Annotated in this window: 23 protein-coding genes and 3 pseudogenes; 18 read left to right on the top strand and 8 right to left on the bottom strand. The window is 70.7% G+C overall.

What is annotated here, in order from left to right:
- Positions 1-136 precede the first annotated feature (136 nt).
- Positions 137-1,483 carry a phenylacetate--CoA ligase PaaK gene (paaK, locus tag ACX25U_RS35200; RefSeq protein ID WP_454386012.1) on the bottom strand — a complete coding sequence of 449 codons (1,347 nt, stop codon included), beginning with the start codon at positions 1,481-1,483 and terminating at the stop codon, positions 137-139.
- Complete coding sequence (gene paaI, locus ACX25U_RS35195) at positions 1,480-1,869, bottom strand: hydroxyphenylacetyl-CoA thioesterase PaaI (RefSeq protein ID WP_454394652.1); 390 nt, start codon at positions 1,867-1,869, stop codon at positions 1,480-1,482. Before paaI ends, paaK begins: the two co-directional genes overlap by 4 nt.
- Positions 1,870-2,006: 137 nt before the next feature.
- Between paaI and ACX25U_RS35190 the strand changes: the two genes are divergently transcribed.
- Both ACX25U_RS35190 and ACX25U_RS35185 read left to right on the top strand, forming a co-directional pair.
- Positions 2,007-2,168, top strand: coding sequence for a hypothetical protein (locus ACX25U_RS35190; protein ID WP_454386011.1), 162 nt, complete (start codon positions 2,007-2,009; stop codon positions 2,166-2,168).
- On the top strand, positions 2,161-3,384 hold the full coding sequence (locus ACX25U_RS35185; protein WP_454386010.1) for a thiolase family protein: 1,224 nt from the start codon (positions 2,161-2,163) through the stop codon (positions 3,382-3,384). The genes ACX25U_RS35190 and ACX25U_RS35185 overlap by 8 nt, the downstream gene beginning before the upstream one ends.
- Positions 3,385-3,414: 30 nt before the next feature.
- Here ACX25U_RS35185 and ACX25U_RS35180 read toward each other — a convergent pair.
- Together ACX25U_RS35180 and ACX25U_RS35175 are read right to left on the bottom strand one after the other, a co-directional pair.
- Positions 3,415-4,595: pseudogene (locus ACX25U_RS35180) on the bottom strand (RNA-guided endonuclease InsQ/TnpB family protein).
- Positions 4,596-4,673: 78 nt separating this feature from the next.
- Positions 4,674-5,879 (bottom strand): RNA-guided endonuclease InsQ/TnpB family protein, encoded by a 1,206-nt coding sequence (locus ACX25U_RS35175; protein WP_454386009.1) that lies wholly within the window; start codon positions 5,877-5,879, stop codon positions 4,674-4,676.
- Between the two features lie 50 nt (positions 5,880-5,929).
- Between ACX25U_RS35175 and ACX25U_RS35170 the strand changes: the two genes are divergently transcribed.
- The 6 genes from ACX25U_RS35170 to paaE all read left to right on the top strand — a co-directional run bounded on the left by ACX25U_RS35170 (position 5,930) and on the right by paaE (position 10,408).
- A complete protein-coding gene (locus tag ACX25U_RS35170; RefSeq protein WP_454386008.1) occupies positions 5,930-6,088 on the top strand; it encodes an Arc family DNA-binding protein in 159 nt (52 codons plus the stop codon).
- A 498-nt stretch (positions 6,089-6,586) separates the two neighbouring features.
- The gene (paaA, locus tag ACX25U_RS35165) at positions 6,587-7,600 is read left to right on the top strand and encodes a 1,2-phenylacetyl-CoA epoxidase subunit PaaA (protein ID WP_454386007.1); all 1,014 of its coding nucleotides are present in this window, start codon (positions 6,587-6,589) and stop codon (positions 7,598-7,600) included.
- A complete protein-coding gene (gene paaB / locus ACX25U_RS35160) occupies positions 7,597-7,899 on the top strand; it encodes a 1,2-phenylacetyl-CoA epoxidase subunit PaaB (RefSeq protein WP_073947825.1) in 303 nt (100 codons plus the stop codon). The genes paaA and paaB overlap by 4 nt, the downstream gene beginning before the upstream one ends.
- Positions 7,900-7,911: 12 nt before the next feature.
- On the top strand, positions 7,912-8,778 hold the full coding sequence (gene paaC, locus ACX25U_RS35155) for a 1,2-phenylacetyl-CoA epoxidase subunit PaaC (RefSeq protein WP_454386006.1): 867 nt from the start codon (positions 7,912-7,914) through the stop codon (positions 8,776-8,778).
- Positions 8,772-9,284 carry a 1,2-phenylacetyl-CoA epoxidase subunit PaaD gene (gene paaD / locus ACX25U_RS35150; protein WP_454386005.1) on the top strand — a complete coding sequence of 171 codons (513 nt, stop codon included), beginning with the start codon at positions 8,772-8,774 and terminating at the stop codon, positions 9,282-9,284. The genes paaC and paaD overlap by 7 nt, the downstream gene beginning before the upstream one ends.
- A complete protein-coding gene (gene paaE / locus ACX25U_RS35145; RefSeq protein ID WP_454386004.1) occupies positions 9,284-10,408 on the top strand; it encodes a 1,2-phenylacetyl-CoA epoxidase subunit PaaE in 1,125 nt (374 codons plus the stop codon). The genes paaD and paaE overlap by 1 nt, the downstream gene beginning before the upstream one ends.
- A gap of 31 nt (positions 10,409-10,439) precedes the next feature.
- On the opposite strand, the gene ACX25U_RS35140 is transcribed toward paaE, so the two are convergent.
- Positions 10,440-12,083 (bottom strand): APC family permease, encoded by a 1,644-nt coding sequence (locus tag ACX25U_RS35140; RefSeq protein WP_454386003.1) that lies wholly within the window; start codon positions 12,081-12,083, stop codon positions 10,440-10,442.
- A gap of 300 nt (positions 12,084-12,383) precedes the next feature.
- On the opposite strand from ACX25U_RS35140, the gene ACX25U_RS35135 reads away from it, so the two are divergent.
- Positions 12,384-14,810 carry a lamin tail domain-containing protein gene (locus ACX25U_RS35135; RefSeq protein ID WP_454386002.1) on the top strand — a complete coding sequence of 809 codons (2,427 nt, stop codon included), beginning with the start codon at positions 12,384-12,386 and terminating at the stop codon, positions 14,808-14,810.
- Positions 14,811-15,157: 347 nt separating this feature from the next.
- On the opposite strand, the pseudogene ACX25U_RS35130 reads toward ACX25U_RS35135, so the two are convergent.
- Positions 15,158-15,673: pseudogene (locus tag ACX25U_RS35130) on the bottom strand (SDR family NAD(P)-dependent oxidoreductase); the annotation flags it as partial.
- A gap of 240 nt (positions 15,674-15,913) precedes the next feature.
- Between ACX25U_RS35130 and ACX25U_RS35125 the strand changes: the two are divergent.
- From ACX25U_RS35125 to ACX25U_RS35115, 3 genes are all read left to right on the top strand, one after another.
- Entirely contained in the window at positions 15,914-17,620 is a 1,707-nt protein-coding gene (locus ACX25U_RS35125) for a PHP domain-containing protein (protein ID WP_454386001.1), read from the top strand.
- Positions 17,617-18,243, top strand: a complete 627-nt coding sequence (locus ACX25U_RS35120) for a hypothetical protein (RefSeq protein WP_454386000.1) — start codon at positions 17,617-17,619, stop codon at positions 18,241-18,243. Before ACX25U_RS35125 ends, ACX25U_RS35120 begins: the two co-directional genes overlap by 4 nt.
- Before the next feature lie 139 nt (positions 18,244-18,382).
- Complete coding sequence (locus tag ACX25U_RS35115; RefSeq protein ID WP_454385999.1) at positions 18,383-18,556, top strand: hypothetical protein; 174 nt, start codon at positions 18,383-18,385, stop codon at positions 18,554-18,556.
- Here ACX25U_RS35115 and ACX25U_RS35110 read toward each other — a convergent pair.
- Positions 18,532-19,065: a DUF488 domain-containing protein gene (locus ACX25U_RS35110; protein WP_454385998.1), complete on the bottom strand. Its 534-nt coding sequence runs from the start codon at positions 19,063-19,065 to the stop codon at positions 18,532-18,534. The two genes, ACX25U_RS35115 and ACX25U_RS35110, sit on opposite strands and share 25 nt — an antisense overlap.
- A gap of 162 nt (positions 19,066-19,227) precedes the next feature.
- Between ACX25U_RS35110 and ACX25U_RS35105 the strand changes: the two genes are divergently transcribed.
- Both ACX25U_RS35105 and ACX25U_RS35100 read left to right on the top strand, forming a co-directional pair.
- Positions 19,228-20,706 carry a glutamate-cysteine ligase family protein gene (locus tag ACX25U_RS35105; RefSeq protein WP_454385997.1) on the top strand — a complete coding sequence of 493 codons (1,479 nt, stop codon included), beginning with the start codon at positions 19,228-19,230 and terminating at the stop codon, positions 20,704-20,706.
- 244 nt (positions 20,707-20,950) lie between these two features.
- Complete coding sequence (locus tag ACX25U_RS35100) at positions 20,951-21,265, top strand: hypothetical protein (protein ID WP_454385996.1); 315 nt, start codon at positions 20,951-20,953, stop codon at positions 21,263-21,265.
- Here ACX25U_RS35100 and ACX25U_RS35095 read toward each other — a convergent pair.
- A pseudogene (locus ACX25U_RS35095) lies at positions 21,244-21,468 on the bottom strand (ATP-binding protein); the annotation flags it as partial. The gene ACX25U_RS35100 and the pseudogene ACX25U_RS35095 sit on opposite strands and share 22 nt — an antisense overlap.
- A 9-nt stretch (positions 21,469-21,477) precedes the next feature.
- On the opposite strand from ACX25U_RS35095, the gene ACX25U_RS35090 reads away from it, so the two are divergent.
- The 4 genes from ACX25U_RS35090 to ACX25U_RS35075 all read left to right on the top strand — a co-directional run bounded on the left by ACX25U_RS35090 (position 21,478) and on the right by ACX25U_RS35075 (position 24,727).
- On the top strand, positions 21,478-21,900 hold the full coding sequence (locus ACX25U_RS35090) for an NAD-binding protein (RefSeq protein ID WP_454385995.1): 423 nt from the start codon (positions 21,478-21,480) through the stop codon (positions 21,898-21,900).
- 420 nt (positions 21,901-22,320) lie between these two features.
- Entirely contained in the window at positions 22,321-23,505 is a 1,185-nt protein-coding gene (locus tag ACX25U_RS35085; protein WP_454385994.1) for an ATP-binding protein, read from the top strand.
- Positions 23,502-24,347: a roadblock/LC7 domain-containing protein gene (locus ACX25U_RS35080; RefSeq protein ID WP_454385993.1), complete on the top strand. Its 846-nt coding sequence runs from the start codon at positions 23,502-23,504 to the stop codon at positions 24,345-24,347. Before ACX25U_RS35085 ends, ACX25U_RS35080 begins: the two co-directional genes overlap by 4 nt.
- The gene (locus tag ACX25U_RS35075) at positions 24,344-24,727 is read left to right on the top strand and encodes a DUF742 domain-containing protein (protein ID WP_454385992.1); all 384 of its coding nucleotides are present in this window, start codon (positions 24,344-24,346) and stop codon (positions 24,725-24,727) included. Before ACX25U_RS35080 ends, ACX25U_RS35075 begins: the two co-directional genes overlap by 4 nt.
- Positions 24,728-24,730 lie beyond the last annotated feature (3 nt).

Genomic DNA, 24,730 nt, shown 5'->3' with positions numbered 1-24,730 from the left:
AAGCCACCTCCGCCAGGGCATGCGCGGTTGCCTGCGGGCCGTTCCCCCGGTGCGTTTCCTCCACGACTCCCAGTATCACGCGCCTATATAGGCGGACCTATAAAAACCTCGGCAAGAAAAACCCCTGAAGCGGCCGTCACCCCCGGCGCAGGTCCTTGACCCGGCGGATCTTGCCCACTGAGCGTTCCAGGGTCTCCGGGTCGACCACGCGGACCTCGATGCTGATGCCCACCGAGTCCTTCACGCCCTTGGCGATCGCCTTGGCGGCCGCGTCGCGCTGCTGCGGGGCGGCGCCGGGGCGGGCTTCGATGTGGACCGTCATGTGGTCCATGCGGCCGCGCTGGGTCAGCTGGATCTGGAAGTGCGGGGCGACGTCCGGCACGCGCAGGACCACTTCCTCGATCTGGCTGGGGAAGACGTTCACGCCGCGCAGGATGATCATGTCGTCGCTGCGGCCGGTGATCTTCTCGATGCGGCGGAAGGCGGGCCGTGCGGTGCCGGGCAGCAGGCGCGTGAGGTCGCGCGTGCGGTAGCGGATGATCGGCAGGGCTTCCTTGGCCAGCGAGGTGAGGACCAGCTCGCCGCTGTCGCCCTCGGGCAGGACCTCGCCGGTGAACGGGTCGACGACCTCGGGGTAGAAGTAGTCCTCCCAGACGTGCAGGCCGTCCTTGGTCTCCACACACTCCTGCGCCACGCCCGGGCCCATGACCTCGGACAGGCCGTAGATGTCGACGGCGTGGATGTCCATGCGCTCCTCGATCTCACGGCGCATGGCCTCCGTCCAGGGTTCGGCGCCGAAGATGCCGACCTTCAGGGAGCTGGTGCGCGGGTCGACGCCCTGCCGCTCGAACTCGTCGAGCAGGGTCAGCATGTAGGAGGGCGTGACCATGATGATCTCGGGCTGGAAGTCCTGGATGATCTGCACCTGGCGCGCGGTCATGCCGCCCGAGGCGGGGATCACGGTGCATCCGGCCCGTTCGGCACCGTAGTGCGCGCCGAGGCCGCCGGTGAACAGGCCGTAGCCGTAGGAGATGTGGACCTTGTGGCCCGGCCGGCCGCCGGCGGCGCGGATGGAGCGGGCGACGGCGTCGGCCCACACCGACAGGTCGTTCTCGGTGTAGCCGACGACGGTGGGGCGGCCGGTGGTGCCGCTGGAGGCGTGGACGCGCCGGACCTCGGACATGGGGACGGCGAACATGCCGAAGGGGTAGGTGTCGCGCAGATCGGCCTTGGTGGTGAAGGGGAACCGGGCCAGGTCCTCGAGACTGCGGCAGTCGTCGGGCTTCACTCCGGCCTCGTCGAACTTCCTGCGGTACTGCTCGACGTTGTCGTAGGCGTGCCGCAGAGTCGCGCGGAGGCGGTCGAGCTGCAGCTCGCGGAGCTGTTCGCGGGTCATGCGCTCGCCGCTGTCCAGCAGCTCGTCCGGGAGCGGCTGTCCCAGCCGGGGACCCCGGTCCGCCGGGACCGTCAGTTCGCTGCTCATCGCGACTCCTTCGTCTCCGTGCTTCGCATGCTGCGGCTGCGCCCGCGGAACTCCGCGATCACCTTTCGACCGCGCCTGACGCTCACGTCGTAGATCCCGCTGCGGCCGTACCGGGCGCGCTCGCAGGCCGTCGCCTCGAGGATGTCGCCCTCGTGCGCCGGGGCGATGAAGTCGATGTCGGCCGCGGCCGCGACGGTCACCGGTCCGTGACTGTTGCAGGCACAGGCGAAGGCGGTGTCGGCGAGCAGGAAGAGATAACCGCCGTGGGCGATTCCATGCCCGTTGACCATCGCCGGTGTCACGGTCATCCGCATCACAGCGGTCCCCTCGCCGTGCCGCACCAGCTCGATGCCCAGTGACCGGGAGGCCTGGTCCGCGGCGAACATCGTCTCCACCGGACCGGGGTCCACGCCAGCGGCCTGCTTCACGTTTTTCACCACCTTGTGCACCGACCGAACATTCGGTTAGCGTCGGTGTTGTCAAGAAACCAAGCTTCACCACTGCCTGTCAAGAGGTGGACCGCATGCCCGGCGACACCCCCGGGACCGCCGACTCCTTCGTCCGCCGCCGTGAGCTGCCGGAAATGGTCGGCGCCACGCTGTCCGGTCCCGCGTTCGTCACGGGCCGCTTCGCGACGCTGCAGTCGCGCCGCCCCGTCGCCATCCAGGAGGGCACCCATGCCTGACGAGGTCTTTCTCATCGACGGGGCCCGCACCCCGCAGGGCCGCTACGGCGGCGTCCTGGCCTCCGTACGCCCCGACGACCTGGCCGCCCTGGTCGTCGGCGAGGCCGTACGCCGCGCCGCGGTCCCGGCCGAGGCCGTGGACGAGGTCATCCTGGGCGCGGCCAACCAGGCCGGCGAGGACAACCGCGACGTGGCGCGCATGGCCGTGCTGCTTGCCGGGCTTCCGCACACGGTGCCCGGCTACACGGTCAACCGGCTGTGCGCCTCGGGCCTGACCGCGGTCGCCTCGGCGGCCCAGGCGATCCGGTCCGGGGAGGCCGATCTGGTCGTCGCGGGCGGCGTGGAGTCGATGACCCGCGCCCCGTGGGTCATGGAGAAGCCGGGCACCCCCTGGTCCAAGCCGGGCGAGGTGCACGACACGTCCCTGGGCTGGCGCTTCACCAACCCGCGCTTCGCCGCCGCCGACCGCGCGGTGCCCGCCGGGGCGGGCCCTGAGACGGTGAAGGTGACCCTGTCGATGGGCGAGACGGCCGAGGAGGTCGCCGCGCTCGACGGCATCACCCGCGCCGACTCCGACGCCTTCGCGCTGCGCAGCCACCGGCGCGCCGTCGCCGCGCAGGAGGCCGGGCACTTCGACCGCGAGATCGTGCCGGTCCCGGTGAAGGACGGCCTCGTGGAGCGCGACGAGGGGCCGCGCCCGTCGACGACCCTGGAGAAGCTGGGCAGGCTGCGCACCGTCTTCCGCGAGGACGGCATCGTCACCGCGGGCTCCTCCTCGCCGCTGTCCGACGGGGCCGCGGCCCTGGTGGTGGCGAGCGCGGCGGCCGTCGAGCGGTACGGGCTCACACCGCGCGCCCGGGTCGTCACCTCCGCCTCGGCCGGGGTGCAGCCCAACATCATGGGCCTGGGGCCGGTTCCCGCCACGGAGAAGGCGCTCGCCCGCGCCGGCCGGCAGACCGCCGATCTGGACGCCGTCGAGCTCAACGAGGCCTTCGCCGCGCAGGCCCTGGCGGTCATCCGCCGGCTCAAGCTCGACGAGGACAAGGTCAACGCCGACGGCGGCGCCATCGCGCTCGGCCATCCGCTGGGCTGCTCGGGTGCCCGCATCCTGCTCACGCTGCTGGGCCGCCTGGAGCGTGAGGACGCCCGCCGTGGCCTGGCCACGCTGTGCGTGGGCGTGGGGCAGGGCATGGCGATGCTGGTGGAGCGGGTTTGACTTCTCCCCTTTCCTGTAAGGAGGGGATTCTCACGGCTCGCGCTGTGAGGTTTTCTGCTTCGCCGCCGACTGCCCGCCCGGAGTTCTCCGTTGAGGTCTTGCACCGGCTCCACAACCGACACCGCCGGCCCGGCGGCCAGGAGGTTCTTCGCCGCGTTCACGTCCCGGTCATGGGTTGTCCCGCAGGCGCACGTCCAGGCGCGGACGTTCAGCGGCATGCTCTCGGCGGGTGCGCCGCAGTGGGAGCAGAGCCTGGAGGAAGGGAACCACCGGTCGACGGCGATCACTTCCCGTCCGTACCAGACGGCCTTGTACTCCAGCAGGCTCCGGAACTGAGACCACGCCGCATCGCTGATGGCGCGGGCCAGGCTCCGGTTTCTGACCATGGTGCGCACGGCCAGGTCCTCGATCACGAGCGTTTGGTTTTCACGCACGAGCCGAGTGGTGAGCTTGTGCAGGTGATCACGCCCGCGGTCGGTGATCCGGGCGCGGATCCGGGCCTCCTTGCGCCGCGCCTTGGCCCGGTTGGCGCCCTCGCCCCCGGCTTTGCGGGACAGCTCCCGCTGGGCCCGGGCGAGGCGGGCGCGGTCCTTGCGTTCGTGCCGGGGGTTGGCGATCTTCTCCCCCGTCGAGAGGGCCGGCAGGTGGTCCGGGCCCATGTCGCTGCCGACCGCCGTGTTGGTGGCCGGCAGCGGCCGCACGCCGGGGTCCTCGCACAGCATCGACACGAACCAGCGCCCCGCGCTGTCCTGCGAGACGGTCACCGTCGACGGGGACGCGCCCTCGGGCAGCGGCAGGGGCCAGACGATGTCCAGCGGCTGGTCCGTCTTCGCCGGCGTCAGCTTCCCGTCCCGGTAGCGGAACGCCGAGGTTCTGCACTCCGCGGACTTCCGCGACTTCTTGCGCGACTTGAAGCGCGGGCACTTGGCCCGCTTGCCGAAGAAACCCGCGCATGCCGCCTGCAGGTGGCGCAGCGCCTGCTGGAGCGGGACGGAGGCCACCTCGTCCAGGTAGGCGAGTTCCTCGGTCTTCTTCCACCCCGTCAGCATCGCCGACGTCTGGTTGCAGTTGACCCGCTCCTGCCGCGCCCACGCCTCGGTACGGGCGGCGAGCGCCATGTCGCAGACCTTCCGCACACAGCCGAACGTGCGCGACAGCCCGGCCGCCTGCGCGTCGGTCGGATGGAAGCGATATTCGAACGCCCGCTTCACGCGAGTGCCCGTCGCATCTCACGACCAGGACATCAACCATTGACATCCTCCTCGCCCTGAAGGACGGGGATTCCTGGCTCAGGCTGCCTCCGGGAGCGGCGCTCCCGGAGGTCTTACGCCCTCGACACCAGCCGGGTTGAGACCAGCCCGGACGAGCATCACGCGGGCGGAGTTCTTGTCTCTGGGGGAGACGACTTTGCACGCGGTGCAGGTGTAGGTGCGTTCCGACAGCGGCAGTGCGTGCTTGGTTCTCGCTCCGCACGATCCGCAGTCCATGGTGGTGTGCGCGGGATGCACGAGGCGGACGTCCCGCCCGTGCTTGCGGCCCATCTCGATCAGGGCCGTCTTCGTGGCGCCGATCGCGGCGTCCGCCGCCTTGCGCGCCATGGTGGTCTTCGCGAGGAACTTCGGCTTGAAGTCCTCCACGGCCAGGGCGTCATGGTCACGGACCACGGTCTTGGCCCACTTGCGGGCGGCATCCTGCCGCTGCCGGGCGATCTTCGCGTAGGTCTTCGCGCGCCACTTCCTGGCCTCGCGGTAGCCCTTCGATGCGGGCTGTCCCTTCTTCGGTTTGCGGCGGGCCATCATCCGGTCGTACCGGGTCAGCTTGGCCTGGGCCTTCTTCCCGTGCCGGGCGTGCGGCAGGTCGTGGGCGTCGCTCGTGGTGGTGGCGGTCTCCTTCACGCCCCAGTCGATCCCGATCACGCGGCCGGTCTCCGGCAGCGGCTGGACCTCTGTGGCGACGACGAACGAGCAGTACCAGCGCCCCACCGCGTCCTGGTAGACGCGGACCGAGGTGGGGTCGGCGGGAAGGTCGCGGGACCACACCACGGTCAGCACGATGCCGCCCGCGAGGTGGAGGCGTCCGTCTTTCAGGCGGAAGCCGCGCCGGGTGTAGTTCAGCGACAACAGCGCGTCACGCTTGCGTTTGACCTTGGGCATACCGGCCCGGCGCCGCATCGGGAGCCGGTCCTTGATGTCCTTCAGTGCCTTGGCGCGGGACTTGCCGAAGTCGCGGATGATCTGCTGCTGCGGCACCGAGGAGCCCTCGCGCAGCCACTTCATGGTGGTGCGGGCCGCGGTCAGCATCTTGTCGAGGCGGGCCGGGCCGCACTTCTCGTCCTCGGCGTGCGCCTTGCGCGAGCGGGCCACGCTCTCATTCCAGATCCACCGGCAGCGCGCCCACTCGGCCATCAGACCGGCGCGGGCCGTCGACGACACGCGAAGCCGGTAGGTGTACCGGGCATGCCCGGCATCCTCACTCACCGCCTGTCGTGTCTTCATAGTGTCACTCTACCACTGGCCGACTGTCAAAAGTCCACTATCATGGAGTCATGGATGAAGAAAAGCGCATCACGCTCCGTCTGCCCGCCGACCTGCACGAATGGCTGGCCACCCAGGCCCGCTCCGCCCGCAGGTCCCTCAACTCCGAGATCGTCTACCGCCTGGAGGCCGAGCGCGACGCCGCCATGGCGGACGCCGAATCGCCCTGACGGCGATTCGGCTTTCTCCGCCCTGCTCCGCAGGAGTCCGATTCTCCCCGCAAGCGGACGGTACCCCCACCCCGGCCTGAAGGCCGGGGCATCCTCGGAGGAACCCGGTGACCTGCTGCGAGCACGAGGGCAGACGGCGATCCGCCCCGGCGGCGCATCCCCTCTCCCCCCTGCTCCGCAGGAGCCTCGTCTTCTCCCCCGCCCGAAGGCGGGGGCGTCCACGAAGGAATCCCGACGCCGAGCCATGCGGCGACCGGGCGGGGCTGGGCGTCGCACCGGAGCGTGAGGCGGTGGCTCAGGGGCGTCCGAGTGCCGTCGGCGACCGCCGTGGTCGCGTGCGGTCCTTCCTCGTCGAGAAGGAGCCTTCGTCCGCGGGCCGCTGAACCTCGTGGCGGCGTCCGTGAGCGGTCGGGCGATCGCGGCCCAGGGGTTGCCGGAGCCGCCGAAATTCGACAGACTATGTACCGAACGAACGGTCGGTTGGGGAGCTGGTTATCGATGACCACGTCACAGGGCGCTCAGTCGGGCGGCGACGGTGCGGAGCAGCGGCTCCAGGAGCAGTTCGACGCGACGATCGCGAGGGATCAGCGGATCGAGCCCCGGGACTGGATGCCCGAGGGCTACCGCAGGACGCTGATCCGGCAGATCGCGCAGCACGCCCACTCGGAGATCATCGGCATGCAGCCGGAGGGCGAGTGGATCACCAAGGCGCCCTCACTGCGCCGCAAGGCCATCCTCTTCGCGAAGGTCCAGGACGAGGCCGGACACGGCCTGTACCTGTACTCGGCGGCCGAGACCCTGGGTGCCGACCGGGCGGACCTCACCGAGCGCCTCATCGAGGGCCGGCAGAAGTACTCGTCGATCTTCAACTACCCGACACCGACCTTCGCCGACGTCGGCGTGATCGGCTGGTTCGTCGACGGCGCGGCGATCTGCAACCAGGTGCCGCTGTGCCGCAGCTCGTACGGTCCCTACGCCCGCTCGATGGTGCGGATCTGCAAGGAGGAGTCGTTCCACCAGCGCCAGGGCTATGAGCTGCTGATGACGATGATGCGCGGCACCGACGCCCAGCGCGAGATGGTGCAGGACGCGGTGAACCGCTGGTGGTGGCCGTCCCTGATGATGTTCGGCCCGCCCGACGGCGACTCCCCCAACTCCGCGGCCTCGATGGCCTGGAAGATCAAGCGGCACAGCAACGACGAACTGCGCCGGCGCTTCGTCGACATGACCGTCCCGCAGGCCGCCAAGCTGGGCGTCACCCTGCCCGACCCCGAGCTGCGCTGGAACGAGGAGCGCGGCCACCACGACTTCGGCACCCCCGACTGGTCCGAGCTCAAGCGCGTGATCAGCGGCGACGGACCCTGCAACGAGCAGCGCGTCGCACGGCGGCGGGCCGCCCATGAGGAGGGCGCCTGGGTGCGCGAGGCGGCGACCGCCCACGCGGCCAAGCAGGCCGCCCGGTCCGCGCAGGCCCGGGAAGCCCGGAACCTCCAGGAAGGAACGGCGGCATGAGCAACACCGAGGGAACGAAGAACGGCTGGCCGCTGTACGAGGTGTTCGTCCGCGGCAAGCGCGGCCTGAACCACGTGCACGTCGGCTCACTGCACGCCGCCGACGACGCGATGGCGCTCAGCCACGCCCGCGACCTGTACACCCGGCGCAACGAGGGCGTGAGCATCTGGGTGGTGCGCTCGGAGCACATAGCCGCCTCCACACGCGACGAGAAGGACCCCTTCTTCGCCCCCAGCGCCGACAAGGTCTACCGCCACCCCACCTTCTACGACATCCCCGACGATGTCCCCCACATCTAGGAGCAGGACGACATGAGCGACGTCACCGACGACCACGTCTACCTGTCCCTGGCCGAGGACCACGGGGACTCGGACGCCCGCTGGGCCTTCGGCACCGGGTTCGAGGACCCGCTGCACGGCGTCGACACCACCGTGCCGGCCACGGTCGACCCCGCCGAACTGGCCGCGTACTGCCTGGCCCTCGGTGACGACGCCCTGGTCGGCGCGCAGCGCCTGGCCCAGTGGTGCACCCGGGCCCCGGAGCTGGAGGAGGAGGTGGCCCTGGCCAACATGGGCCTCGACCTGCTCGGCCAGGCACGGCTGCTGTACGCGCGCGCCGGGCAGGTGGACGGCAGCGGCCGGGGCGAGGACGCCTACGCCTACTTCCGTGACGCGGAGGACTTCCGCAACGTCCGGCTCGCCGAACTCCCCAACGGCGACTTCGCGTTCTCCATCACCCGGCTGCTGGTCCTGTCCTGCTGGCGCCTGGCCGTCTTCCAGCGGCTCGCGGCCACCGCACCGGACCCGGTCCTGAAGGCCATCGCGGCCAAGGGGGTCAACGAGCTCGCCTACCACCGCCAGTTCGCGGCCGACTGGGCGGTGCGCCTGGGCGACGGCACCGAGGAGTCGCACCGGCGGATGCGGGCGGCCCTGGCCGGCATCGCCCCGTACACGGCCGAACTCTTCGCGCCCCGGCCGGGGTTCGGCGTCGACCCGGCGGAGGTGCGGGAGGAGACGACGGCCGTGCTCCAGCAGGTCCTCGACGCCGCCGGGCTGGAGCTGCCCGAGACCGGGGCCCTGCCCGGACAGGGCAGGGAGGGCGACCACACCGAGCACCTGGCCCCCCTGCTGGCCGAGCTGCAGAGCGTGGCCCGCGCCCACCCGGAGGCGACATGGTGACCGCCCTGGACGAGCGGCGCGCCCGGCGTGTGGCCGAGCAGGTCCCGGACCCGGAGCTGCCGATGCTCACCCTGGCCGACCTCGGCGTCCTGCGCGACGTCGAGGTGACGGAGGACGGCACGGTCGTCGCGGGCCTGACGCCCACCTACTCGGGCTGTCCCGCGATGGCGGAGATGCGCGCCGACGTCGCCGCGCGGCTGCGGGCGGCCGGCTTCGCGCGGGTGGAGATCCGTACGGTGCTCGACCCGCCGTGGACGACGGACTGGATCACGCCCGAGGGCCGCCGCAAGCTCACCGAGGCCGGCATCGCGCCGCCCGGCACCGCGCCCCGGCGCACCGGCGGGCCCGTGCCGCTTCAGCTGTCGGCCACGCGCCGCGCGGTGGCGTGCCCCCGCTGCGGGTCGTCGGACACCGAGGAGACGTCCCGCTTCTCCGCCACCTCCTGCAAGGCCCTGTGGCGCTGCCGCAGCTGCCTGGAGCCGTTCGAGTACGTCAAGGAGATCTGATGGGCCCGACCCCCACGACGACGGACACCCCCGCGTCCGCCGCCCCCGCGCGTACGCGGCGCCGTCCGGCCTTCCACCCGCTGCGGGTCGCCGCGGTGCAGCCGCTGTGCGCCGACGCGGCCGCCATCAGCTTCGACATACCCGACGAGCTGGCGGAGGAGTTCGCCTACCGGCCCGGCCAGTCGCTCACGCTGCGCCGCGAGATCGACGGCCGCGACGAGCGCCGCTCGTACTCCATCTGCTCCCCCTTCGGCGCCCGCCGCCCCCGCATAGGCGTGCGGGTCGTGCCCGGCGGCCTGTTCTCCTCCTGGCTGGTCAACGAAGTACGTCCCGGGGACACGATCGAGGTGATGGCCCCCACCGGCGCCTTCACCCCCGACCTCGCCGAACCGGGCCACCACGTCCTGATAGCGGCCGGCTCCGGCATCACCCCGATGCTGTCCATAGCCGAGTCCGTGCTGGCCGCGGACGCCCGCTCCCGGGTCACGCTCTTCTACGGCAACCGCCGCACCGACACGGTGATGTTCGCCGACGAACTCGCGGACCTGAAGGACCTCTACCGCACCCGCTTCCAGCTCGGGCACGTGCTGTCCCGCGAGCCGCGCGAGGCCGAACTGCTGTCGGGGCGCCTGGACGCCGAGCGCCTCGCCGCGCTCATCGACGGTCTCGTGGACGTGCGCGGCGCGGACCACTGGTGGCTGTGCGGTCCGCACGGCATGGTCCGTGACGCGCAGAAGCTCCTCGGAGACCTCGGCGTCCCGGCGGACCGCGTCCACCAGGAGCTGTTCTTCGCCGACGACGAGCCGGTCCGCACCGTCCGCCACGAGGACGCCACCGCGGACGGCCCGGTCAGCCAGGTGACCATCACCCTCGACGGCCGCTCCACCACCTCGCCGCTGCCCCGCGGGACGACGATCCTGGACGGGGCGGCGCGGGTGCGCCCCGACATGCCGTTCGCCTGCAAGGGCGGCGTGTGCGGCACCTGCCGTGCCCTGGTCACCGACGGCGAGACCGACATGCGCCGCAACTACGCGCTCGAACCCTCCGAGGTCGACGCCGGATACGTACTGACCTGCCAGACGTTCCCCGTCTCCGAGACGCTGACCGTCGACTTCGACAGCTGAGCGCCGAGGCACACATCGTCCGCCGGCGCGGTCAGAGGATGTCCTCCTCCGGTACGACGACCTGGTCGATCATGCGCTGGATCTGTTCCGCCGGCAGGGCGACCGCCATGGCCCAGTAGTAGATGGCGAGGCTGAAGACGGCGGTGACGCCGATGTCCCACCACAGCGGGAACCACGGGTGCCTCAGGGGCCCGAAGTCGCTGAGGTAGACGATCAGGCCCATGCCCACGAGGTAGGCCGGCAGCCACTGGGCGGCGCGCAGGTCGAGCTGGGGGGTGATCGGGTTCAGCTTGAACACCCGGTTGGCGATCAGGACGACGTAGCCGATGAGGATGGCGACGCCGAGCTTCCAGTCGGTGGGCCATCCGGACCACAGGATCAGCAGGTTGGCGACGACGAAGGCCAGCGGCGACATCCAGCTGCCCCCGGGCAGCCGGTACGGGCGGTGGGCGTCGGGCAGCCGGTTGCGGAACACGCCGAACGAGAGCGGAGCGCCCGCGTACATGAGCACGCTGGCGCTGGTGATCAGTCCGACCAGGGAGCGCCAGCTGGGGAAGGGCAGGAAGCAGAGACAGCCGACCACAAAGGCGGCCAGGAGCCCGGCCCAGGGGACGCCACGGCGGTTGGTCGCCTCGAACGCCGAGGGCACATAGCCGTTGCGGCTGAGGCCGTAGGAGACGCGGGAGGAGCCGGTGATGTAGATCAGTCCGGTGCCTGCCGGGGAGACCACGGCGTCCAGGTAGAGGATCGCGGCCAGCCAGCCCAGACCGATGAGCGTGGCGACCTGGGCGAAGGGTCCGGTCAGGGCGGTGAACGCCGAGGTGGCCCAGCGGCTGCCGATCTGCGGGGCGGGCAGCGCGGCGAGGAAGGTGACCTGCAGGAGGACGTAGATGGCGATGCCGATGAGGATCGACCCGATCACCGCCCGCGGGATGTCGCGCTTGGGGTGGGAACTCTCGCCGGCGAGCTGGTCGGCCTGCTCGAAGCCGAGCAGGGCGAAGATGATGCCGCTGGTGGAGACGGCGGACAGGATGCCCTTGGCGCCGTAGGGGTTGAATCCGTCGGCGGCGGTGAAGTTGCCGCCGTGGAACCGGGCGACGGCGAGCACGAAGATCGTCAGTAGGGGGACGCCGACCTTCCACCAGGTCGCCGCGCTGTTGGTGCGGGCCAGCAGACGGATGCTGAGGAAGTTGACGGCGGTGACGACCGCCATCAGCGCGACCGCGACGGCGATGCCGGGTCCGGTCAGGATGTGCTCGCCGCCCTTGGTCTTCTCCCAGCCGCTCGCCCAGGAGTAGTGCTGGGCGTAGGTGATCATCGCCAGCACCTCGATGGGCGCCACCGTGGCCGCCTGCAGCCAGGAGAACCAGCCGAACGAGGCGCCGGCCGCCCCTCCGTACGCGTAGTGCGGGAAGCGTGCGGTGCCGCCGGAGACCGGGTACATTCCGCCGAGTTCGGCGTGCACCAGGGCCAGGATCAGGATCGCGAGACCTCCGACGACCCAGGAGATGATCGCCGCCGGCCCGGCCGCCGCCAGGGCCCCCTGGGCGCCGAACAGCCACCCGGAACCGATGATCGAACCCTCCGAGGCCCAGATGAGTCCGACGAAGCCGACCTCGCGCTTGAGCCCGGGCCGACGGGTTCCCGGGGTGGGGGGTTTTTCCGATACGGCCATGGGCCGCACCCCCTCAGAAGGGTGACGCTCACCTTCATCGTGTCACGGTGACGCGGACCCGGCCGTTTCCGGGCGGGCGGGAAAACGGCCCACGTGGACGCGCGGGACAAGGCATGCGGACCGCAAAGCGTCCCGTGCCGGACGATCGTTCCGGCGAACAGTGGGGAAACACTTGCGTCTTGGTCTGTCCAACACCTTGTTGCAGGCAATCTACGCGCGTATCTTTCCACGAGTCGCCGCCACCTCCCACGGCTTTTGTCGCGTCGTTCTCCCATCAACTCCCGTACGAAAGAGCCCTACGTGTCCCCACGCATACCGCTCACCCTGCGCGGCAGAGGTGTCAAGGCCGGCCTCATCGCGCTTCCCCTCGGCATCGCCGGATCACTGATCGCCCTCCCCCTCACCGCCCAGGCGGCACCGTCGCCGGACGCCGTCATCTCCGAGGTCTACGGCGGCGGCGGCAACTCCGGAGCCTCCCTCACCCACGACTTCATCGAGCTCGGCAACGCCGGCACGGCGCCGTTCGACCTGAGCGGCTGGTCCGTGCAGTACCTCAGCGGCTCGCCCACCGCCAATACCAAGTGGCAGGTCACGCCGCTGACGGGAGCCATTCCCGCGGGCGGCAACTACCTGGTCCAGGAGGCCAAGGGCTCCGCGGGCGACACCGCCCTGCCGACGCCCGACGCCACCGGCACCATCGCCATGTCGGCGACCAGCGGCACCGTCGCGCTGGTCCACTCGACCACCGCGCTCACCTGCCTGACCGCCGCCGACTGTGCGGCGGACGGCACCATCAGGGACCTGGTGGGCTTCGGCACCGCCGTGGTGCGCGAGGCCAGTCCTGCCACCGGAGCCGGCAACACCACCTCCGTCTCGCGCGACGCCGCCTTCACCGACACCGACGACAACGCGGCCGACTTCACCGGCTCCGCGCCCAGCCCGCGCAACAGCACCGGGGGCGGCTCCGGCGACCCGTCGCCCTCCCCCACCCCCTCGCCCACCGACACCACACCCGGCAGCCTGCGCGTCCACGACATCCAGGGCACCACCCGGACCTCCCCGTACAACGGCAGGACCGTCACCAATGTGCCCGGCGTGGTGACCGGCGTGCGCAGCACCGGCACCAAGGGCTACTGGATCCAGGACCCCGAACCCGACGGGAACCCGGCCACCAGCGAGGCCGTCTTCGTCTACACCGGCTCCGCCACGCCCGTGGTCAAGGTCGGCGACTCGGTGCTCGTCTCGGGCAAGGTCAGCGAGTACTACCCCGGCGGCCAGAGCAGCGGCACACAGTCCGTCACCGAACTGACCGGTCCCACGGCCGTCGTCCTGTCCGCCGGCAACCCGCTGCCAGCCGCGGAGGTCATCGACTCGGCCACGCTGCCCGACGCCTACGCCCCGCAGGCCCGGGGAGGAAGCATCGAGTCCCTGGAACTCAAGTCCGACACCTACGCGTTGGACTGGCTGGAGTCCCGTGAGGGCATGCTGGTGCAGATCGGCGACTCCCGCGTCGTAGGCGCCTCCAACGCGTACGACGAGACGTGGATCACCACCAAGCCGAAGCAGAACCCGACTCCGCGCGGCGGCACCGTCCTGACCGGCTACGACAACCCCAACTCCGGGCGCCTGCTGGTCACCTCCCTGACCGGCGACAAGCTGAAGGCCGACGTCGGGGACACCCTCACCGGTACGACCGCGGGCCCGCTGGACTACGGCAGCTACGGCGGCTACGGCATCCAGGCGACCCGGCTCGGCACGACCGTACCGGGCGGGCTGACTCCGGACGTGGCGAAGCGGGGCAAGTCCAACGAGTTGTCCGTCGCCACGTACAACGTCGAGAACCTCTCCCCGGCGGACTCGAAGAACAAGTTCGACCGGCTGGCCCAGGGTGTCGTCAAGAACCTGGCCGCCCCGGACATCGTGAGCCTGGAGGAGATCCAGGACAACAGCGGGCCCACGGACGACGGCACGGTCGCGGCCGACAAGACGGTCACCAAGTTCGTCGACGCCATCAAGGCGGCGGGCGGCCCGGCGTACGACTGGCGCTCCATCGACCCGGTCAACGACCTGGACGGCGGCCAGCCCGGCGGCAACATCCGCATCGTCTTCCTCTTCAACCCCCAGCGCGTGAACTTCGTGGACCGGCAGGGCGGCGACTCCACCACGGCCGTCGAGGCCGTCCGCGACGGCAAGAAGGGCGTGCGGCTCTCGGTCTCGCCGGGCAGGATCAACCCCGCCTCGGACGCCTGGAAGAGCAGCCGCAAGCCGCTGGTCGGTGAGTTCACCTTCCGCGGTGAGCAGGTCTTCGTGGTGGGCAACCACTTCAACTCCAAGGGCGGCGACCAGCCGGCGCACGGCGCCTTCCAGCCGCCGACGCTCGGCTCGGAGACCCAGCGCACGGCCCAGGCCAAGGAGGTCAACGGCTTCGTCTCCTCCCTGCTGGCCCTGGACAAGAAGGCCAAGGTCGTCGTCCTGGGCGACCTGAACGACTACCAGTTCTCCAAGCCGCTGGCCACGTTGACCTCCGGTGGAGTCCTGACGGACCTGATCGGCACGCTGCCCGTGAACGAGCGGTACAGCTACGTCTACGACGGCAACTCCCAGACGCTGGACCACATCCTCGTCTCACCCGCCATCAAGAAGCCCGACTACGAGGTCGTCCACATCAACGCCGAGTTCTCCGACCAGACCAGCGACCACGACCCGCAGGTGGTCCGGTTCAAGTAATCGCTCCTTCCCGGCGACCGGCCCCGGCCCCCTCTCACGGGGGTGCCGGGGCCGGTGGCCGCGCATACGGTGGTGTCTCAGCGCGCCACGCGCGCGTGCGCCCGCTCGAAGACGCCGAAGGCGGTCTCCTGCCGTCACTCCAGCTCCGCCTTCCCGGCTGCCTGCCGGCAGGCGGCGGCAGTCCGGCGCCCGGGCGGGCAGACCGGGGCGCTCACCGCGGCAGGCCGCGACGAGGTGGCAGCCCCGGGCCGTGGGATTGCCCTGCCACAGGCTCTCGCCCGGCAGGATCGCGTACTCCAGCGAGGCGCGGGCCGGGTCCTTCAGCTCGGAACAGCTCAGGCCGTAGGTGCGGCCTTCGACGCGGGGTGGGCGACCCCCGGGTAGGCGTGCGCCGGTGTGTCCGGGTCGGTGAGGCCAGGCCGCTGCTGACGTTGACCACGACCGGGTTGGCGGAGCGTTGCAGCAACGGCAGGAACCCGTGGGTGACGCGCACCACGCGGCAGGAACCCGTGGGTGACGCGCACCACGCCGAAGACGTTGGTCTCGGACACCGTCCGCATCGCCTCGGCCGTCACCTCCTCGGCTCCGGTCACGCCTCCGTCCGGTGACCGCGCTTCCACACCGGCGTTGTTGACCAGCACGTCCGGTCCGCCGTCGGCCTCGATGGCCTTCGCCGCGGCGGCGACGGACACGTCGTCGGTGACGTCGGTGCGCACCATGCGCGCACCGAGCCGTTCGACGGCGCGACGCCCGCGCCGGAGGTCCCGGCTGCCGACGTGGACGGTGTGGCCGGCGGCGACGAGGCGGCGGGCGGTCTCGAATCCGAGCCCCTTGTCGGCTCCGGTGATCGGTGTTGTCGTCACACCTCCAGGTTCCGGGCGGGCGCTGCGGCCGGCCAGTCGTCCTCTCGACCTGGGGCTGCCGGTACCGGGCAGGCCCGCCGGTGGCCCGTGCGCGCCGCTGACGCGCCGGAGACCCGCCCTCCCTCGATGCACATCAGGACTTCCCAGCCGCACCATCACCTTGACTCCCGCTGTTCACCGGCGTTTTGCAGGCTCCGAGCGTCCCAAGCGGTACATCTTTGTCGGCAGCAGGAGTTACGGATGAGCCACGGTCACAGACACGGCCACGGTCACCACCACCATCACCACCCCGGGAGCGGCGATTCCTCGTCCTTGCCGCCCGCTCTCGACATGTCCGTCCCCGACGAGGAGTTGACCCCGAGCCAGCTCTCGCGCCGGTCGATGCTGCGACGCACCGGCCTGCTGGGGGCCGGCCTGGCGGCCGGCAGCGTTCTCGGTGGTGCGGGCCAGGCGGCTGCCGCGGCACCGGCGTCCCACGGGTCCAACAGCGGTCGTTCCGGCGGCTACCTGTGGCTGTCAGGTGACCACCACATCCACACGCAGTACAGCTCCGACGGCAAGTACCGCGTGATCGACCACGTCCGTCAGGCGAACGCACACGGCCTGGACTGGATGGTCATCACCGACCACGGCAGCGAGGAGCACGCCAAGATCGGCGTGGAGAAGGTCAACCCGGACATCGTCGCGGCCCGCCGGCAGATCGACGACACGCTGGTCTTCCAGGGTCTGGAGTGGAACATCCCGGCCGCCGAGCACGGCACCGTCTTCGTGCACCCCGGCAAGAACGAGGTGGCGGTCCTGAAGGAGTTCGAGAACTCCTTCGACGGCGCGGTGAAGAAGGCCACCGGCAACACCGCGGCGAACGAGGCGCTCGCCATCGCCGGCGTCAACTTCCTTGCCGAGCAGGTCCGGCGCCGCAAGGTCGAGGACGTCCTGTTCCTCGCCAACCACCCGGCCCGCAAGGGCATCGACTCCCCGCACGAGATCCGTGCCTGGCGCGACGCGCAGCCGACGATCGCCGTCGGCATGGAGGGTGCCCCCGGCCACCAGGCCGCCGGCCTCCCCGCCCCGCAGGGCCCCGGTTCCGGGCGCGGTTACTACGACAACAGCCCCGGCGCCGACTCCTTCCCCGGATACCCGCTGGAGAGCTACCGCACCTGGGGCGGCTTCGACTGGATGACCGCCACCGTCGGCGGTCTGTGGGACAGCCTGCTCGCCGAGGGCAAGCCGTGGTGGATCACCGCCAACTCCGACTCGCACAGCGTCTACGCCGACAGCGCCGTGCGCGGCCCGAACAGCGACTTCAAGGCCGACGGCCGCTACAACGACCCGGTGTACGGCGGCGGCCTGAACCTCGCGGACGGGGACTACTGGCCCGGCCAGTACTCCCGCACCCACGTGGGCGCCGTCAACTTCTCCTACAAGGCGGTCATGGACGGCATCCGGGCCGGCCGCGTCTGGGTCGACCACGGTGGGCTCATCAGCGGCCTGGACGCCCAGCTGCGCTGCGGCGGCAAGGCCGTCACGCTGGGCGGGATGCTGCAGGTCCGCCGCGGCAGCCAGGTCGACCTGGTCGTCGAGATCTCTCTGGCCAACGGCCCCAACTGGGCGCAGTTCGTGCCCGTGCTGGCCCGCGTCGACGTCATCCAGGGTGACGTGACCGGCCGGGTCGCGGACAAGGACACGTTCATCACGCCCAGCACCAGGGTCGTCAAGTCCTTCGAGGTGAACAAGTCCACCGGTTCGGTACGCCTGACGTACTCCCTGGGGCGTGTCGACAAGCCGGTCTACGTGCGGCTGCGCGGCACCGACGGCAACCGCGGCGCCGTCGGCCTGCGGGGTGCCGCCGTCGACCCGGCAGGGCCCGCCATGGACGTCGTCGGCGACGCAGACCCGTGGAAGGACCTGTGGTTCTACAGCAACCCGATGTGGGTCCTGCCCGCATGACGACAGCGCACCACGACGTGCCCGGCGTCCGCTCCGTCATCGGAGTGGACGCCGGCACGGCGAGCCTTCGCGAGGCCGATCACCTCGTCCACCGGCTGATGGAAGGTCTCGGCCTCCCTCCGGGCACGATCGCCTGTACGCACCTGGTCCGCACCGACGCCCGCAGCGGGGTCGCCGTCTCCTTCGCCGTGCGGGGGGAGGGGGCGGCCGAGGAGGCGTGGCGGCGGCTGACCGGGCCGGCGGGGCCGGTCTCGGGCGTCGTCCTGGGCGAGCGCGCGTACGGTCCGGAGCAGGCCGTGCGCGTGGCTGCCCTGGCCGCCGCGGAACATGTCCGTCGCAGTGGCGGGCGCGCCGTGGTCTATCCGGGAGTGGAGCGCCTTTCCGGCACGGTCACCGTGGCCGACCTGCCGGCCCTGACCGCCATCGAGGACGTCGTCGTGGTCGGCTCGCCGTCGCCGGAACATCAAGGGCCGGACCCGGCCACTTCCGTGATCACCCGCGACCACGTACGGCCCGAGTGGCGGGACGGCCGGCTGACCCTCGCCCTGGTTCCGGCCGCCGGCGGCGCTCTCGCACCCTTCGAGGTGCCCAACCCCACCCCGTGCTGCGCCGACCACGTCTGACGCCCAGGACCGCGCGTCCTGGGGCAGGCGGACGGGTCTCATCCACGGTCCGCCTCGCCGGAAACCGGCAAGGCCGGCCACCGGGAAGCTGCCGCACCACGCACGCGCACCGGGGACCGGATGACGGCAGGGTTCGGGTGTGCCCGATGTCCGGGAAGTGGCCTGCCGCCTCCGCTCGAAGCGCGACCTGCGCCGCCGGACCGTGCCGTGGCCCGACATCGCCGACCCGGCCCGGATCGTCCGCGTGCCGGGCCGGCCGCCGGTACGCGTCACGAAGTCGGTCCAGGGCTACCCGGCAGCCGGGGCCGGGTAGGTCAGCCGCCCGTCCCGGACGCGTGCGTGCTTGTGCAGAGCGGCGGGCCTCGTCGTCGTGGGCGACATGATGTCCATGACCTCCACGCCTGCGACGATCAACGCGTCAGTGATCAGTCCGCGGTGGCAGCGCCATGGCACCGCCTCGCTGCACATGATCGCCGGCCGTTCACGTTCTGCCAGCTCGAGCAGTTCGTTCAGGCCTTCCGCGAACGCGTCCGTCGCCATGTAGTCGGCGTAATCGCGGAACGCCTTGACGCGCCACGCCCCGTTCACACTCGGCACGCCCTCGGGGGTGTGCCGGCGGCCGCCCAGTTTCCGGATCCACAGGTATCCGATGTCGGCGGGCAGCGCGTCGGTGATCGCCGACTGGTTCCACTGCGGGAACTTCCTGGACGACGGGTAGGAACGGACATCGACCAGGTACGTGACGTCGTTGTTCCGCAGCATCGTCAGCATCTCGTCGAAGTCGCGGGTCGAGTGCCCCACCGTGCAGATGCGGTTCGCCATGCTCCCACCTCTGGCGCATGTGGTCCCACGGTCACACCATCATGCACCGGGCGCAGGGGTCACCGCCCCCGCGGTGCACACCCTCCCCCGCCTGGTCAGGTTCGCCCAGTGGTGCGACGCTGGGGAGGTGAGGTGTCCCTGGAGGGAAATCCGGGAGGGCCGATGGGGCGTGACGTCCCGGCGATGGTCTTCACCCGTGAGGACCGCCGCCAATACCGGATCAAGATGCAGGAGTGCCTCGAGGCGTTCGCGCAGATGCTGCGCGAGTCACGGTTCGAGTCCGAGCGGCCCCAGGTGGGGCTGGAGATCGAGCTGAACCTGGTCGACGGCGAGGCGGAGCCGGCGATGCGCAACAGCGATGTGCTCGAGGCGATCGCGGACCCCGCCTGGTCCACGGAGCTGGGCCGGTTCAACCTCGAGATCAACATTCCGCCCCGCCGGCTGACGGCGGGCGGCCCCGACGCCTGGGAGTCCGAGATCCGCGCCGCGCTGAACCACGCGGAGCAACGCGCGCAGTCGGTCGGCGCGCACCTGATCATGATCGGTATCCTGCCCACGCTGCGGCAGGAGGACGTCGGCGAGGCGGCGCTGTCGGAGAACCCGCGCTACCGGCTGCTCAACGACCAGGTCTTCGCGGCCCGGGGCGAGGACGTGCGCATCGAGGTGGACGGCGACGACCGGCTGCGGACCTACGCGGACACGATCACCCCGGAGGCCGCGTGCACCAGCACCCAGTTCCACCTCCAGGTGTCCCCGGAGGAGTTCGCCGGCTACTGGAACGCGGCCCAGGCGATCGCCGGCGTCCAGGTCGCGCTGGCGGCGAACTCACCGTTCCTGTTCGGCAAGGAGCTGTGGCACGAGACCCGTATCCCGCTGTTCGAGCAGGCCACCGACACCCGCCCGCAGGAGATCAAGGTGCAGGGGGTACGTCCCCGGGTGTGGTTCGGAGAGCGGTGGATCAACAGCGTCTTCGACCTCTTCGAGGAGAACCTGCGCTACTTCCCGGCGCTGCTGCCCCTGTGCGACGAGCAGAGCCCCGCGGAGACGCTGGACCGCGGCGACGTCCCCGAGCTGGGCGAGCTGACCCTGCACAACGGCACCATCTACCGCTGGAACCGCCCGGTCTACGCCATCTCCCACGACAAACCGCACCTGCGGGTGGAGAACCGTGTGCTGCCCGCCGGCCCGACCGTCGCCGACACCCTCGCCAGCGGAGCCTTCTACTACGGGCTCACCCGCGCCCTGGTGGAGGAGGACCGGCCGGTGTGGTCGCGGATGTCCTTCTCGGCCGCCGAGGACAACCTGCACACGGCGGCCCGCCACGGCATCGAGGCACGGCTGTACTGGCCCGGGATGGGCGAGGTGCCGGTGCCCGAACTCGTCCTCAGGCGTCTGCTGCCGCTGGCGCACCGGGGGCTGGAACTCTCCGGGATGGACGAGGCCTGGCGGGAGCCGCTGCTCGGCGTCATCGAGCAGCGGTGCGTCACCGGCCGCAACGGAGCGGTCTGGCAGAAGGAGATGTTCCACCACCTCGACGACACCACCCACGTGGGCCGTCATGAGGCCCTGCGGCGCATGACGCGGGTGTACAGCGACTACATGCACCTCAACGCCCCGGTCCACACCTGGCCCGTCGAGTGACGGCGGGGCCGGCGGCCACGGCGGACTTTCGGTTGCGTCGAGGTGCAACTATGGTGGGAGGTTCGCTGCCGGCACGAGGAGGTGAGTGACATGGACTCCAGTAGTAGTCCGGGCCCTGTCGGGCCCCGCACTCCCATGTCCCCCTGCTCCTCGGGCATCCGGTAACCCTCTCCCCCGGCCTCCCGCAGTGCCGACGGCTGCCGTGCCCCCGGCCTGCCCCGCCCTGCGGGGCAAGGAGGTTCCCATGGTGAACCCGATCAGCCGCAGCGGCGTGAACACGAGCGACCTCGACCGGCTGCGTGCCCGCCGCGCCGTCCGTCTGGCGGCCCGGCAGCTGACCGAGGACGCCCCCAAGCTCGCCCGTGCCTCCGCCGCCGCGTACCAGGCCGGCCTTGCCACCCGCGCCGCCGAACTGCACAGAGCGACGCTGGTCGCCTGGCGCACCGGCATACCCGCCGACGTCATCGCCGCCGACGGGCGCCTGCCGCAGGCACTCGTGCGCCGGTGGATCACGGCCCGGTACGCGGCCGGACACCCGCGCGACGGGGCCGGTCGGTAGGACTCGGTGCCGGTCTCGACGATGACGGCATTGAACGTGAGCCGGTCCACGATCGCCGCGCAGAGCCGCGGGCCGGTGAAGGTGCGGCTCCAGCCATCTGGGAACGCCTCGTTGGAAGCGACCGCGATGCTGTTCTTCTCCTCACGCTCGGTGAGGGCCTGGAAGAGCATTTCGGCGCCGCGGCGGTCCAGGAGGAACCGGCCCGGGCGAACGTGGTCAAGATCGCGGTGAACTTCCTGGTCGCCGCTGCCATCGAGGCCACGGCCGAGGCCACGTCACTGGTGGAGTCCTACCGCGTGGATCCCGGCCGGTTCGTCGACCTGCTCGCCGGCACCGTGGTCCCGGGGCCGGTGTATGCCACCTACGGCCGGCCGGCGGCCGAACGCGGCTACGGACCCGCGGGCTTCACCACCCGGCTCGGCCCCAGGGATGTCCGTCCGGCGGACAGCGCGGCCCGCGACCGACGACTGGAGCTGCCGACGGCGGATCCGGCGCGGGACGCCCTGTCGCAGGCCATCGCCGCCGGCTGGGCCGACCACGACTGGGCGGTCCTGGCCGAAGTCGCCAGGAACCGCGCGGGCGCCGACGGGCAGGACGTCACGGTCCCGGGCGGGTGCACGGCGTCCGGACGGTAGTCCGGGCCGGAAACCTTTCCCCATCGCACCAGCCCCTCTCGGACGGGGGCCGGCCGCCTGGCCGGCCCCCGTCCGCTCGGCTGTGAAAAAGCAGTCGGCGGTTGTGAAGTTCGTGCATCCTCCACGCAATGGCCACAGTCGTCGCCGCAGACAAATCGACCGTATAAGTGGCGTATGCCGCGCAGTCAACGGCCGGCTTACGGAGGGGGCTGAGCACGGTCTCTCACGGCTGCGAAGGGTGCCCTATCCGAGTGATAGCATCCCCCACGTCTGTGACCTTGGCCTACTCGGCCAGGCGCTGCATTGAGGTCGGCCTGCGCTCAGCGCAACGGCGGTCGAGTCGTTCTGAGCGGTTGTGCCACGGAATCCCGTGAGGTACATCCGCCGACGGCTGCAGGCAACACGCCAGGAAAGGTTTCCATGAATCAAGACGCACTAGTTTGGTGCCTGGTTGCAGCGGTGACGATCGCCGTTGCCGCGGCCCTGGTGCTCAATCGCCGCAACAAGGCCATAGCGGCGAAAAAGACCCAGGTCGAGGCCACCCTGACACAGAAGCTCAGTGAGACCGAGGGGCAACTTGCCAGTATATGGGGCGAGTTGCAGCAGCACAAGGCTCAGCACGCCGAGACCATCCGGGAAGCCGAAGAAGCGGCGGAGGAGAGCACCAAGGCCGTCCTCAAGGGTTCCGCGCGCTTTTTGCAGAGCCTCGCCGCGGAGCAGCTGGCACTCCTCGAGGAAATCCAGCGCAAATACGGTGGCCATGCGGTCCTGGGCGATCTGCTGGAAGTCAATCACGCCAATGCGCAAATGGCACGCAAGGCACAGGGTATTGCGGTGATGTGTGGTGCGCCGCTGGGTCGCCGCAATAAAGCCGCAAGCGTTTATGACGTAGTGCGCAGCGCACAGGGACAGATTCGCAATTTCCGGCGTGTCGAAATCATGCAGCAGACCGGTTTTGCATTGAAGGCGTCCGCTGTTTCTCCCGTTGCGCTCGCCGTGGCCGAGCTTCTTGACAACGCTGCCAGCTTTTCTCAGCAGGGGTCGCCGATCGAGGTGACTTTCCAGCGGGTGCAGAAGAATCTGTGCATCGTGATCGACGACGCCGGCGTCGGTATGAACGACGAGGACCGGCAGAAGGCGTCCGCGCTGCTCTCCGGTGACCACCGCTCCCGTCTGTCGCAGCTGGGCAACCAGCCGAAGTTCGGTTTCCCCGTGATCGGCCTACTGGCACAGCAGTACGGCTTCCGTGTGGACGTCACCGGCATCTCCCGCTACGGCGGTGTCCGCGCGGTCGTGCTGCTGCCCGAAGAGCTGTGGACCGAGGAGGAGGCCGCACCGGCCGAGACGCCCCAGCTCAGCACCGTCCGCAGCGCCCCGGCCCGGCCGGAGTCCGTCGCGCGTACCACGCATGGTCTGCCCAGGCGAGGAGCGCGCCAGGTGCCCATCGCGAGCGTTCCCGACCACGACGACACGGCGGCGCCGCCCGCCGCGGCGCCGGAGGAGGCCGGCCGCGCCGCCGGCCGCAGTCTGGGAGCCTTCCAGCGCGGCACGCTCTCGGGCCGGAACCTCGCCCCGGCACCGTTCGAAGGGTCCGATGACACATGACCACAGACCTGTCGTGGATGCTCGATGACATCGTGAACAACGTGCCGAAGGCTCGGCATGCCGTCCTGCTGTCCGCGGACGGCCTTCCCCGCGGAGCGACCGACGGCATGGCCCAGAAGGATGTGCGCACCATCTCCGCCGCCATGGCGGGGATGCAGTCGCTCAGCCGGGCGACCTCCCACTTCGCGGGGCCGGGAGAAGACAGGCAGTGGAACCAGACGATCATCGAGTTCTCGCACGGCTGGATCTTCCTGATCGGCGCGGGGCAGGGGGCGTACCTGGCCGCGGCGGCGGAGCCCGACGTCGACATGCAGCAGATCTCCTTCCGCATGCACCGGCTCGTCGCCAGGCTCGGCAACAACCTCACCTCGCCTCCCAGGACGGACGCTCAGGCCGCGGCCGAGCGGCCCGGCCGCGGCGAGGACCGGCAGGAGGCCACCGGTGGAACGGGAGTCGCCATCGCCGACCTCGACAAGGCGATCGGTGAGGTCCGGGGCGCCCGCCACGCCGTGCTGCTGGGCGCCGACGGGCTGCCCCGCGGCGCGACCACGGGGATGAGCCAGGACCTGGCGGACACGATCTCGGCGGCGATGACGGGGATCCATGCCTACAGCCGTGCCACGTCGCAGTTCGCCGGCGTGCACGAGAGCGCGCAGTGGAGGCAGACCGTGATCGAGTTCCGGCACGGCTGGATCTTCCTGATCTCGGCGGGCCGCGGCGCCTTCCTCGCCGCGGCGGCCGAACACGACGCCGACATCGAGGAGTTCACGACCCGTCTGCATCAGGCGGTACCCCGGCTGAACGCACATCTGGCACCTCAGGGGGCGGTGAGCGGCAAGTGAAGGACGAGCCGGACCAGGACCTGGAGCTGACCTCTCCCTTAGTACCCCTCTTCGTGATCACGAACGGGCGTGCCCTGCCCCCGGACCACGCGTATGAGCGCACCACCCTCGTGTCCGCGCACGAAGGTGTCTCCGCCACGGCTCGCACGCTTTCCCCCGAGGCCCGCCAGGTTCTGGATCTGGTCATGGACGGTTTTCTGTCCGTGGCCGAAGTAGCCGGTCATACGCACCTGCCTCTGGGGATTGTCCGGATTCTTCTGGCGGAGCTGGAGGATAGCGGCCTCGTCATCGCGAGGAAGCCCGTTCCCCGTGCCGAACGTGCCGATCGAGAACTCCTCAACGCCGTGCTCGACGGCCTCAAAGCCCGATTCGGAGCGTGATTC

The organism is Streptomyces sp. JNUCC 63, assembly GCF_054366325.1.
This window is presented reverse-complemented; position numbering and strand designations above follow the sequence as displayed.